This is a genomic window from Bradyrhizobium sp. Mp19 (assembly GCF_029952935.1).
In the GTDB taxonomy this organism is placed as follows: Bacteria; Pseudomonadota; Alphaproteobacteria; order Rhizobiales; family Xanthobacteraceae; genus Bradyrhizobium; species Bradyrhizobium elkanii.
In genome coordinates, this window is sequence record NZ_JASAUT010000008.1 from 147,554 (window position 1) to 160,077 (window position 12,524).

General features: G+C 64.1%; 10 protein-coding genes. 3 read left to right on the forward strand and 7 right to left on the reverse strand.

The features are described 5' to 3' along the window. Positions 1–13: 13 nt before the first annotated feature. Positions 14–1,249: an ABC transporter substrate-binding protein gene (locus tag QJT82_RS13060; protein ID WP_028344620.1), complete on the forward strand. Its 1,236-nt coding sequence runs from the start codon at positions 14–16 to the stop codon at positions 1,247–1,249. Between the two features lie 52 nt (positions 1,250–1,301). Here QJT82_RS13060 and QJT82_RS13065 read toward each other — a convergent pair whose 3' ends face one another. The 7 genes from QJT82_RS13065 to QJT82_RS13095 all read right to left on the reverse strand — a co-directional run bounded on the left by QJT82_RS13065 (position 1,302) and on the right by QJT82_RS13095 (position 8,000). Continuing rightward, entirely contained in the window at positions 1,302–2,096 is a 795-nt protein-coding gene (locus QJT82_RS13065; protein ID WP_028344619.1) for a TonB family protein, read from the reverse strand. Positions 2,097–2,107: 11 nt separating this feature from the next. Next, entirely contained in the window at positions 2,108–2,572 is a 465-nt protein-coding gene (gene exbD / locus QJT82_RS13070; RefSeq protein ID WP_016847206.1) for a TonB system transport protein ExbD, read from the reverse strand. A 3-nt stretch (positions 2,573–2,575) separates the two neighbouring features. Further along, complete coding sequence (exbB, locus tag QJT82_RS13075) at positions 2,576–3,631, reverse strand: tonB-system energizer ExbB (protein WP_028344618.1); 1,056 nt, start codon at positions 3,629–3,631, stop codon at positions 2,576–2,578. A 3-nt stretch (positions 3,632–3,634) separates the two neighbouring features. Next, complete coding sequence (locus QJT82_RS13080; protein WP_028344617.1) at positions 3,635–4,324, reverse strand: Fe2+-dependent dioxygenase; 690 nt, start codon at positions 4,322–4,324, stop codon at positions 3,635–3,637. A 20-nt stretch (positions 4,325–4,344) separates the two neighbouring features. Then, the gene (locus tag QJT82_RS13085) at positions 4,345–6,912 is read right to left on the reverse strand and encodes a TonB-dependent receptor (protein ID WP_028344616.1); all 2,568 of its coding nucleotides are present in this window, start codon (positions 6,910–6,912) and stop codon (positions 4,345–4,347) included. A 260-nt stretch (positions 6,913–7,172) separates the two neighbouring features. After that, entirely contained in the window at positions 7,173–7,412 is a 240-nt protein-coding gene (locus QJT82_RS13090) for a hypothetical protein (protein WP_028344615.1), read from the reverse strand. A gap of 126 nt (positions 7,413–7,538) precedes the next feature. After that, a complete protein-coding gene (locus QJT82_RS13095; RefSeq protein ID WP_016841339.1) occupies positions 7,539–8,000 on the reverse strand; it encodes a MarR family transcriptional regulator in 462 nt (153 codons plus the stop codon). Between the two features lie 182 nt (positions 8,001–8,182). On the opposite strand from QJT82_RS13095, the gene QJT82_RS13100 reads away from it, so the two are divergent. Together QJT82_RS13100 and QJT82_RS13105 are read left to right on the forward strand one after the other, a co-directional pair. After that, positions 8,183–9,352: an efflux RND transporter periplasmic adaptor subunit gene (locus QJT82_RS13100; RefSeq protein ID WP_028344614.1), complete on the forward strand. Its 1,170-nt coding sequence runs from the start codon at positions 8,183–8,185 to the stop codon at positions 9,350–9,352. After that, entirely contained in the window at positions 9,349–12,495 is a 3,147-nt protein-coding gene (locus QJT82_RS13105; RefSeq protein WP_028344613.1) for an efflux RND transporter permease subunit, read from the forward strand. The genes QJT82_RS13100 and QJT82_RS13105 overlap by 4 nt, the downstream gene beginning before the upstream one ends. Positions 12,496–12,524: the final 29 nt, after the last annotated feature.

Sequence of the window (12,524 nt, forward strand, 5' to 3'; positions counted from 1 at the left end):
TACTGGAGGGAAGATGAAGCGTTCCATTGCAGCCTCGGTCACGACGGCCTTGGTCATGACCACGAGTCTTGCGTTCTGCGGCGGTGCGTCGGCGCAGACGATGGACAAGGTCGCCAAGGTCGGCGCGCTCGGCGATCAGTCCGGCCTCTATCAGGATATCGGCGGTCCCGGCTCGACGGTGGCGGCGCAGATGGCGATCGAGGATTCCGGGCTGCTGGCGAAGGGCTGGAAGATCGATCTGATCTCGGCCGATCACCAGAACAAGCCCGATGTCGCGGTCAACATCGGCAAGCAGTGGATCGATGTCGAGAAGGTCGACGTGTTCGTCGATCTCGCGGCCTCCAATGTCGGGCTCGCAATCGCCAACCTCTCGAAGGAGAAGAACGTCGTCAACCTGAACTCGGGCTCCGCCTCGTCCGACCTCACGGGCGCGCAGTGTTCGCCGAACACGGTGCACTGGGTCTATGACACCTACATGCTCGCCAACGGCACCGGCAAGGCGCTGGTGAAATCCGGCGGCGACACCTGGTTCTTCCTAACCGCGGACTATGCGTTCGGCCAGGCGCTCGAGCGCGACACTTCGGCGGTGGTCACCGCGAATGGCGGCAAGGTGCTCGGCAGCGTCAAGCATCCGCTCAACAATGCCGACTTCTCCTCCTTCCTGCTGCAGGCGCAAAGCTCGAAAGCCAAGATCGTCGGTCTCGCCAATGCCGGCGGCGACACCACCAACGCGATCAAGCAGGCCGCGGAATTCGGCATCGTCTCGGGTGGCCAGCGGCTTGCCGGCATGCTGCTGTTCATCACCGACATCAACGCGCTCGGCCTCAACGTCGCGCAGGGCCTGAACTTCACCGAGACATTCTACTGGGACATGAACGACCAGACCCGCGCCTTCTCCAAGCGCTTCATGGAGCGCTTCAAGAAGAACCCGCCGACCATGGTGCAAGCCGGCGTCTATTCGTCGCTGATCCACTATTTCAAGGCGCTGGAAGCGCTCGGCGGCAATCCGCATGACGGTCGCGCCGTGGTCGCCAAGATGAAGGAGCTGCCGACCGACGATCCCCTGTTCGGCAAGGGCTCGATCCGCGTCGACGGCCGTAAGATCCACCCCGCCTATCTGTTCGAGGTGAAGAAGCCGTCCGACTCGAAATATCCGTGGGACTATTACAAGCTGGTCGCCACCATCCCCGCGGATGAGGCCTGGCTGCCGCTCGAGAAGAGCGTTTGCCCGCTGGTGAAGAAGAGCTGAGACACCGTCATTCCGGGGCTCGCGACTTCGTCGCGCCCCGGAGGGACAACAACTACTTCTTCGGCTTGTTGTAGTTGACGTCGAGGCTGAAGGAGAACTGATCGTCGGTCAGGTCGGCCGGCGGCGCCGGGACCGGATCGGACCGGTGGACCATCGAGATCGCCGCGTCGTCGAAGGCGGCATCTCCGGACGATTCCAGCACCGCAACCGACAGCACCTTGCCCAGACGATTCAGCACCAGGGCGACCTTCACCTTGGCCTCCTTGACCTTACCCTTCTCCGGGAATTTCTTGTGCAGGTCGAGATAAGCGCTGATCTTCTTGCCCCACTTGGCGGTCAGCAGCAGCTTGTCCTTGCCGATGCCTGGGTTGGGTGCCTTGGTGGTTTCCGACTGACGCGCGTCCTCCAGCTTGGTCGGCGCGGCCGCCTCCGAAGCCTGCTGCGCTTCCCGCGCGTCGGTCTCGACCTTGGCGACCTTGGCCTCCTCCTCCTTCTGCTTCTTGGCGGTGTCTTCCGTCACGATGCGATCGGGGTCGTCGGACTCCACCGGCTTTTCCTGAGGCAGGTCGGTGTCCTTCACCTCGGCCTTCTGCTGCGCCATTTCCTGCACAGCCTGCTGCTCGTCAGCCAACGGTCCGGGCGGTAAGGCCTCTTCGGTCGCATCCGCGGAAGCCAGCTCGACGGCGTACTCCGCGCCGGCAGCGCCGAGCCCCTCGTCGCCATCGTCGCCGCGCAAATTGGTCAGCGCCAGGGCGGCACCGCCCAGATGCAGCCCGACCGCCGTCACGGCAGCGATCACCCAGAGCCGCTTCGAGGTCCGCAGGTCAAGATCGGGGTTGGTGGACATCGCGTTCGCCGTCAGGGTTTGGCCGGATCGGCCTGCGCGGCCGCGGGCGCTCCCGGAACGCCCTCGAGCGCGACCAGCTTCACATGCGTGTAGCCGCCGGCGCGCAGCAGCTCCATCACGCCCATCAGCTCGCCATAGGGTACCATCCGATCGGCCCGCAGGAACACGTATTTGTCCCGGCTCATGTCGGGTATGGCATCCAGCGAATTGACCAGGTCGACGCGCTTCACCGCGTTCTCCCCGATCGCCAGCGTGAGATCCGGCTTGATGCTGAGATAGGTCGGCTTGTCCGGCTTCTTCTGCGGCGTCGCGCTGGAGGTCGGCAGATCGATCGGAAGATCGACGGTCGAGAGCGGTGCCGCCACCATGAAGATGATCAGCAGCACCAGCATGACGTCGATGAACGGCGTGACGTTGATCTCGTGCGATTCCGCGAAATCGTCGTCGCCATCATTCTCGGAGATCGAGACCGCCATCGCCTACTCCGCCGCCGCCGCGCGCCCATGCGCGTTACGTGGAACGTCGCCATGGGTGCGGTCGAGATCGCGCGACAACAGCCGTCCCGCGGCGCCCGAGGCGCGGTTGACGAGTTCGAGATAGACCTTCGTGACGCGCGAGAAATGGTTGTAGATGATGACCGCGGGGATCGCCGCGACGAGGCCGATCGCGGTCGCGAGCAGCGCTTCCGCGATGCCCGGCGCCACCACGGCAAGGTTCGTGGTCTGGGACTTCGAGATGCCGATGAAGCTGTTCATGATGCCCCAGACCGTGCCGAACAGACCGACGAAAGGCGACGTCGCGCCGATGGTCGCGAGCAGGCCCATGCCGATGCGGATCTTGCGGGCTTCGGCGCGCACGATCTCGGCGAAGCTCGACGCGGCGCGCTCCTTGATGCCGCTGTCGCTCGAGATGCCCGCCGACAGGCGCCCCTCGCGCATCGCAGCTGCGATGAACGACGACAGCACGCTGCCCTTGGCGCCAAGCGCGAACTGGGCTTCGGCCAGCGACCGCGATTCAGCGATCTTGGCCAGCGCGCCACGCAGCTTGCGCTGCGCCACGGTCAGCTCGACCATCTTGGCGATGAATACGGTCCAGGTCACGAGCGACGCGAAAGCGAGACCGAGCATCACCGCCTTCACGATGATGTCGGCGTTCAAGAACATATTCCACGGCGACAATTCGTGCAGGCCGGTCGAGGTCGACTTCAGCGACTTGCCGTCGCCGCTCGCGGGCGCAGCCAGGGAGGCCTCGTTCGCCGTCGGAGCCGGAGCCGCCGCGGCAGGGGCCGGCGCGGCCTGTGCCTGCGGCGCCGCTTGTGCCGGCTGGGCGACCACCGGGGCGGCTTGGCCAGCCGCCGCTGGCTGGACTGCTGCCGCCGGCTGGGGCTGGGCCGCGGGTGCGGGCTGAGGCCGGGTCACGGGTGCGGGCTGCGCTACAGGCGCCGTTTGCTGCTGCGCCGAAGACGGCGCGGCCAGCATCAGCATCGCCAGCGAGGCGATCATGGCGGATGCAGCGGGGAACTTGAATGTCATCATCAGTTACACTTCAGCCCAGTGACGGATCAGGTTGTGATAAATCCCGGTCAATTTGACCGTTTCGGGGTCATCGCGCCCCAGCCGCTCCACCAGAGCCTGGATCGCTGTATCGAGATCAAAGATCAGGCTGCGCGCGTGTGCATCCCGTACCATGCTCTGCAGCCAGAAAAAAGACGCTACCCGCGTCCCCCGCGTGACCGGCGTGACCAGATGCAAACTGGAAGCAGGATAAACTACCAGATCGCCCGCCGGCAGCTTGATTTCATGGGATCCGTAGAGGTCTTCGATGACGAGCTCGCCGCCGTCGTAGTCCTCCGGCTCCGATAAAAACAGCGTGACCGAGAGGTCGGTGCGGATCCTCATGCCCGTCAGCCTGTCGCCGCGCACCGCATTGTCGACGTGCAGGCCGAAATGGTGCCCGTCGCTAGCGGCATAGCGGTTGAACAAGGGTGGAAAGATTCTAAGCGGGATCGCCGCCGAGATGAAGCGCGGGCTCGCCGACAGCGCCGACAGGATGCGGTTGCCGAGCTGCCGCGCGACCTCGCTGTCGGGCGGCAGCTGCTCGTTGCGCTTGACGATCGCGGACGCGGCACCTGCGGTCGAGCGGCCGTCCTCCCATTCGGCTTGCTCCATGATGCGGCGGAAGTCCGCCACATCAGCCTTGCTCAATACGTTGGGAACACAGACCAGCATCTTGTGCCGCGAAGCCTCCGTCAGTAACGCGCGGAAACAACCAGATACGCGGCGCGTCCTGGCGCTTCGAGCACGAACGGCGCCGCGCTCTGGTACAGCGCGTCGTAGTAGCGCTTGTCGAAGATGTTGTTGACGAACAGCTTCATCGTCCAGTGCTTGTCGATCTTTGCTTCGGCAAAGGCGTCAAAGCGCCAGTAGCTCGGGATCGAGGTGCCCTGGTTGGCCGCGAGCAGCGTGCCGCCATAGACCTTCGAGCGGTACACCGCCTGCCCGCCAAGCTCCCACATGTCGGTGAGCTGGTACTTGGTCAGCATGCTGAACGACTGGTGCGCGACGTTGGCGAGCGGCAGTCCGACATTGCTGGAATACAGGATGGTGTTGGCCGGCGGCGCGAGCGACCTCGTCACTGCCGACTGCATCAGCACGAGACCGCCGAACACACTCCATTTGTCGGTGATCTTGCCGCCGACGCCGAGATCGATGCCGCGGATGCGGTAAGCCGCGCCCGCGGTGATGCAGGAGATGTTGCCGGTCGTCCCGGTCGGATAGGAGCAGCCGAGCGCAGCGGCCGCGGTGGCGTTGTTCACGTTCTGCGATTCGCGCGCATTTTCCTTCTCGGTCTGGAACAGCGCCGCCGTCACCAGCAGATGACGATCGAACAATTCCCACTTGGTGCCGACTTCGATCGCCTTGTTCTTTTCCGGCCCGAAGATCTGGGTATTGCCGCCGTTCAGCACGGGAGACAGGCCGCCATACGCAGTGCTGGTGCCGTCGAACTCGGCGCCGACAGGGTTGGATGAGGTCGCATAGGCCGCATAGACGCTGCCGTTCGGCAACGGCTTCAAGGTGAGGCCGAGATTGAAGTTCGGCATCCCGAAGTCGGCCGACTGACTACCGAATGTCGTCCTGTTGCCCGACGTCAGATATCCGGACGTGTTGATCTTGTAGTCGTCATAGCGGATGCCGCCATTGAGGATCACGAAGTCATTGTAGTTCGCGGTATCCATGATGTAGCCGCTGGTGGTGTCGATCCCGATCTTGGTCGGCATCCCGGACAGCCCCGACGGAATCGGGAACGGAATGTTGGTGTATTGCGGATTGAACACGCTGACGCCGGAGAGCGATCCGGTGCCCGTGAAAGCCGACGTGCCGGTCGTTATCTCCGAGCTCAGGCCGAGATATCTGTCGATCGAGGACCGCTCGTTGTCGTATTCGACGCCTGCCGTCGTCGTGTGCTTGAAGCCGAGGCCGTCGACCGACTTGTAGGTCGCCTCGGTCTGGTTGGCGAACACGTCGGTGACCTGGTAGCGGCTTTGCGGATTGGCGCTCAGCGTATACGCCGTGAACGGAGCGCCGGCGGCCAGCGTCGGCGCTTCCGGCAGCGTGCCGATGTAGTTCTGGGTCGAGCGCGATTCCCGGATCTTGTTGCTGACCACGAGGTCCGGCGTGATCTGCACCTCGGCATTGATCGTGCCGATGTCCTGCCCGGTCCTGAAGAAGTCGCGATTGACGAAGCCGTAGAAATTGTTGCGGTTGACGCCGAAATCCGGGAACGGACCGCCAGCCGTGCTCGCGGTGCTCGGCCGGTAGTACGGCACGCCGAAATCCGGGATGCCGGTGAGTTCGGTGTGGATGTAGTTACCGGTGATCTTCACCGCGTCGACCGGCTTCCACGCGCCGGCGACGAACGCGCCGTTGCGGTCGTCGGTGACATAGCTGCGGCCGGCGACGCCGGCATCCTGGAACAGGCCGCCGGCGCGGATCGCCAGCGTCGGGCTGATCACCTGGTTGACGTCGAGCGTCACCCGCTTGGTGCGATCGGTGCCGAACGTGGTGTCCATGTTGTAGAAGCTGTTCTGCGTCGTCGCCTGCTTGGTGACGATGTTGATCGCGCCGCCGGTGGTGCCGCGGCCTGCAAAAGACGAGCCCGGGCCGCGCAGGATCTCGACCTGCTCGGTGAAGAAGTTCTCGCGGACGCTGACGCCGGAGTCGCGCACGCCGTCGATGAAGATGTCGTTGCGCGCGTCGAAGCCGCGGATGAAGAAGCGGTCGCCGAAGGCATTGCCGCCCTCGCCCGTGCCGAGCGTGACGCCGGCCGTCGACAGGATCGCCGACTTCAGCGATGTGGCGTTCTTGTCTTCGAGCACGTCCTTGGTCAGCACCGTGACCGATTTCGGCGTGTTCAGGATCGGCTCGGGATATTTCCCGGACGACTGCAAACGGTCGCCCTTGTACGGCGCGGCCGGATCCGCATAGGGATCGCGGTCGGCGGGAAGACCGCCGGCGTTGGGAAACGGCACCGGCGCCTGCTGGGCCTGCTGGTTGTTGCGGCGCGCGGCGCGACGCAGCGCGTTGCGGGCGCGGACCTGGTCCGCAGTGGGCTTTGACGTCACGGGCCGCGGGCGAGCGACCGGGGCATCGACATTCACCGGCGGCAGGTTGGATTGCTGCGCCTCGGCCCCCGAAAACGACGCCACCGCGATCAGGCTCGCGACTGCGGAGACCTTCGTGGCGGAATAACCGGTGTCATCAGCCGAACCGATCGCTGCATCAAAGCGCAGCGATCTCGGCGCCTTCATATTGCTCATGTCTTGCTCGCCCCAGAAAAGTCAGCCCGCTCGCGAAATGAAGCTGCGACGAACTGTCTCTTTCGGTTATCGAGCGTGACTTTTTTTATCAATGCGACGAGCGCAACAGTTGGCTTGAATCGCCCCAATTCAAAGCGATTCTAATCTGCGGTTTGAAATCGTTCTAAACTGTAGTTTTTAAGCGTTCTAATAATCGTTCTAAATCGGTCCCGCCCGCCGTTGACCGCCGCTTGCGGGGCGCTGTCCATGCGTCCACCCGATCACTCGGCGCTTGGTGGCTTCATCAGCGAAAACAGCTCGTCGATCGTCCGCTGCGCGACCTGCCGCACGCGGTCGCTGTTTTCGAGGCCGGCGATATTGACGCCGTTGACGACCGCTTTGATCTCGTCGCGGAAGTCGGTGAGAAAACGCAGCGGGTCCCGCTGCTCGTTGGCGACGCGCGCGATCAATCCGGTGACCAGGATCTGGCATGCCATCATGCGCCCGTTCAACTCATCCATCGCGGCCCTCATCCTCTCGCATCGTCGCTGCGCGATATGAACGACATCCCGCGGCGTTTCAACCGCCTCGCGCAAGCTGCAACAGATGAACCGATGGAGAGCAGGATCTGCGCGCGATGAGACGCGCTATTTCGCGGCGATGCGCTCCGCCTCCTCGCCGAGCGCCTTGATGCGATCCTTGACCTCGCGAAGCGTGGCGAGGCCGCTTTCGACATGCTTGTCCGAGACGTCGCGCAACACGTCGCCGGCGATCGCGTCGCGCAAACTGTCGAGATCGTCGACGAGGCGGCGCCCGCTCCTGGTCAGGAACAGGCGATTGGCACGGCGATCCCTGGGATCGGGACGCCGTTCGAGCAGGCCATGCTCGACCAGGCGGTCGAGCAGCCGCACCAGCGAGATCGGCTGCAATTCGAGGACGTCGGCGAGATCGACCTGAGACAGTCCCTCCTGCTCGCGCAGGCGGAAGAGCACGATCCATTGCGCGCGCGTGGTGCCTCGCGCCTTGGCGCGATGATCGATATAATTGCGCAGCAGCCGGGAACTCTCGACGAGCTGCGCAATAAACTGGCGTTTGAGATCGAGCGACATAGGGGTCCTCGGTGCGTTTCCCAGACGAAATGTTTCTGCTCGTTTCTGACCTAAACCTTTCCAAATGTTTAGGATTCTCAAGCCTTGGTGTGTTTACACATTAAGTGCACGCATATTATATCCGCAAGCTCTGTGAACCGTTTCGATCACCCTTTATTGTTACGTCGAACCCAAGAGTCCGCATGTCGAAGTCACGCACCATCGGTTGGGTTTTAGTGATCGCTGCGGTCGGCGCCGCCGGTTATTTCGGCTGGCAGAAACACACGAGCAACCAGCAGGCCGCCGAAGCCGCGCAGAAGCGCTCCGCCCAACGCCCGGCCGTTCCGGTCAAGATTTCGCCGGTCGAGAAGGCCGACTTCCCGGTCTATCTCACCGGCCTCGGCACCGTGCAGGCATTCAACACCGTCCAGGTCCGCACCCGCGTCGACGGCCAGATCACCAGGATCGCCTTCAAGGAAGGCCAGTTCGTCAAGGCGGGTGACACGCTGGTCGAGATCGATCCGCGGCCCTATCAGGCGACGCTCGACCAGGCCAAGGCCAAGAAGGCCCAGGACGAAGCCAATCTCGCCAACGCCAATCTCGACCTGCAGCGCTACACCAAGCTCGGCGAGTTCGCGACGCGCCAGCAGCTCGACACCCAGCGCTCCACGGTAGCCCAGCTGACCGCCCAGATATCGGCTGACGAGGCCGCCATCTTCAACGCCCAGACCCAGGTGGACTACACCACCGTCAAGTCCCCGATCGACGGCATTGTCGGCCTGCGACTGGTCGATATCGGCAACATCGTCAATGCCTCGGCGCAGACCGGCATTGTCACGATCACCCAGATCGAGCCGATCACGGTGATCTTCACCGCACCGGAAGACCAGCTGCCGGATATCAAGGCGGCGCTGGCCGTGGCACCGCCCAAGACCATTGCCCTGACCACCGACGGCAAGCGAGTGCTATCCACCGGAACCCTGGCGCTGATCAACAATCAGGTCGACACCACTAGCGGGACTGTCCGGCTGAAGGCGGTGTTTGATAACAAGGACCACGCGCTATGGCCGGGCCAGTCGGTCTCGACCCGGCTTCTGGTCAGAACCTTGAAGGATGCCACCATCGTCCCGGATGACGCGGTGCAGCATGGCACTGATGGCCTCTACGCGTATTCAGTCAATCAGGAGAACAAGGCCGAGCTTCGCAAGATCAAGGTCAGCCAGTCGATCGACGGCAAGTCGGTGATCGACGAGGGCCTGTCGCCCGGACAGCAGGTGATCACCGCGGGCCAGTACAAGGTCTCGCCGGGAACCCTGGTGACAACGGCGGTGGCGAGCTCGGATCCGTCCCAGTCGAAGGTTACGCAGGAATGAGCGCCGGAATTTCCGCACCATTCATTCGCTTCCCCATCGGCACCTCGCTGCTGATGGCGGGCATCCTGTTCGTCGGCCTCGTCGCCTATCCGCTGCTGCCGGTCGCGCCACTGCCGCAGGTCGACTTCCCCACCATCCAGATCACCGCGACCCTGCCCGGCGCGAGCCCGGAGACGATGGCGACCTCAGTCGCCCAGCCGCTGGAGCGCCAGTTCGCGCAGATCCCGGGCATCGCGCAGATGACCTCGACGAGCTATCTCGGCACGGCGGCGGTCACCATTCAGTTCGACCTCAACCGCAGCATCGACGGCGCCGCCAATGACGTGCAGGCCGCCATCAACGCGGCCAGCGGCCAGTTGCCGAAAACGCTTCCCTCGCCGCCGACCTACCGCAAGGTCAACCCGGCCGACTCGCCGATCATGCTGCTGTCGGCGACATCGGACACGCTGCCGCTGACGACGGTCAGCGACGCCGTCGACGCCCAGCTGGCGCAGCAGATCAGCCAGATCTCGGGCGTTGCCCAGGTCATCATCGGCGGCCAGCAGAAGCCGTCGGTTCGCGTCCAGATCGACCCGGCCAAGCTCGTCGCCAAGGGCCTGTCGCTGGAGGACGTCCGCGCCGCGATCAACATCGCCACTGTCGACAGTCCGAAGGGCAATATCGACGGCGCCACCCGCGCCTATACCATCTACGCCAACGACCAGTTGCTCACGGCGAGCCCGTGGAACGACGTCATCATCGCCTACCGCAATGGCGGGCCGCTGCGGATCCGTGACATCGGCCAAGCCGTCACCGGGCCTGAGGACGCCAAGCAGGCCGCCTGGGCCAACGGCAAGCGCGGCGTGTTCCTCGTCATCTTCAAGCAGCCCGGCGCCAACGTCATCGACACCGTCGACAAGATCAAGGCGACGCTGCCCCGGCTGGTCGCCGCGATCCCGCCCGCGATCAAGATCGACGTGATCAGCGACCGCACCACCACGATCCGCGCGGCGGTCGAGGACGTCCAGTTCACCCTGCTCCTGACCATCTTCCTGGTCGTGATGGTGATCTTCGTCTTCCTGCGCAGTTTCTGGGCGACCGTGATCCCGACGGTCACGGTGCCATTGGCGCTGCTCGGCGCCTGCGCGCTGATGTGGGTGTTTGGCTACACGCTCGACAATCTGTCGCTGATGGCGCTGACGATCGCGGTCGGTTTCGTGGTCGACGACGCCATCGTGATGCTGGAGAACATCAGCCGCTACATCGAAGAGGGCGAGAAGCCGATGGCCGCCGCCTTCAAGGGCTCGCAGGAAATCGGCTTCACCATCGTTTCGATCAGCATCTCGCTGGTCGCGGTGCTGATCCCGCTGCTCCTGATGGGCGGCATCATCGGCCGCCTGTTCCGCGAATTCGCGGTCGTGCTCGCGATGACGATCTTCGTCTCGATGTTCGTATCGCTGACGCTGACCCCGATGATGGCCTCGCGCTTCCTGCGCGCCCACAATGACGAGAAGCACGGTCGGTTCTACCAGCTCAGCGAGCGCGGCTTCGACGCCATGCTGCGCGGCTATCAGAGCGTGCTCGATCTCGCCTTGCGCTGGAAGTTCACGACGCTGATGATCTTCTTCGGGACGCTGGCGCTGTCGGTCTACCTGTTCGTCGTCATCCCGAAGGGCTTCTTCCCGCAGCAGGACGTCGGCCTGATCACCGCGACCTCGGAAGCCAACCAGGACATCTCCTTCGCCGACATGAAGCGGAAGCAGGAGGAGCTCGGCAAGATCGTCATGCAGGATCCCGCAGTGGCGACGGTGGCGATGGCGATCGGCGGCAGTGGCCGTGCCGGCAATAACGGCGCGATGTACATCACGCTGAAGGCGCTGAAGGATCGCGACGCCAACGCACAGCAGGTCATCGCCCGGCTGCGGCCGAAGCTGGAGAAGGTTGAGGGTGCCCGGCTGTTCATGCAGGCGGCGCAGGACGTCCGCCTCGGCGGCCGCCCGACCCGCACCCAGTTCGAATTCACGCTGCAGGATGCCAACCTCGCCGAATTGAACGAATGGGCGCCGAAGATTCTCGGCAAGATGCAGACGCTGCCGCAGCTGCGCGACGTCGCCACCGACCAGCAGACCAACGGCACCACGCTCGAATTGAAGATCAACCGCGATACCGCCTCGCGCTACGGCATCCAGCCGCAGCTGATCGACGACACGCTCTATGATGCGTTCGGCCAGCGCCAGGTGACGCAGTACTTCACCCAGCTCAACAGCTACCACGTGATCCTCGAGGTGTTGCCGGAGCTGCAGGGCGCGATCGACACGCTGAACAACATCTACATCAAGTCACCGCTGACCGGCGAACAGGTGCCGATCTCGACATTCGCGACCTGGACCAGCGTGCCGGTCCGGCCGCTCTCGATCAGCCACCAGGGCCAGTTCCCGGCGATCACCATCTCGTTCAACCTGGCGCAGGGTGTGGCGCTCGGCCAGGCGACGGAAGCTGTGCAGAAGGCGATGGTCGACCTTGGCGCGCCGCCGACCCTGAGCTCGAGCTTCCAGGGCACGGCGCAGGCGTTCCAGCAATCGCTGTCGACCGTGCCGCTGTTGATCCTCGCGGCGCTCGTGGTCGTCTACCTGATCCTCGGCATTCTCTACGAAAGCTACATCCACCCGATCACGATTCTGTCGACGCTGCCGTCGGCCGGCGTCGGCGCGCTCGCGATCCTGATGGCGGCCGGCTTCGACTTCTCGCTGATCGCGCTGATCGGCATCATCCTGTTGATCGGCATCGTGAAGAAGAACGGCATCATGATGGTCGACTTCGCGATCGCGGCCGAGCGCGACCAGCACATGGAGCCGGTGGCGGCGATCCGCCAGGCCGCCCTGCTCCGTTTCCGCCCGATCATGATGACGACGATGGCCGCCTTGCTCGGCGGCGTGCCGCTGATGCTCGGGACCGGCACCGGCTCGGAAATCCGCCAGCCGCTCGGCTACGCCATGGTCGGCGGCCTGATCGTCAGCCAGGCGCTGACGCTGTTCACGACGCCGGTCGTCTATCTCTATCTCGACAAGCTCTCCAACGCGTTTGCCAACTGGGGCCGCTCGCCGCCCGCCGACCACGACGCTGACGACGGCGAGCATGGATCGGTCAAGGAGGCCGCCGAGTGACTTGACTTTGCCGGCATCCCGGCACATCC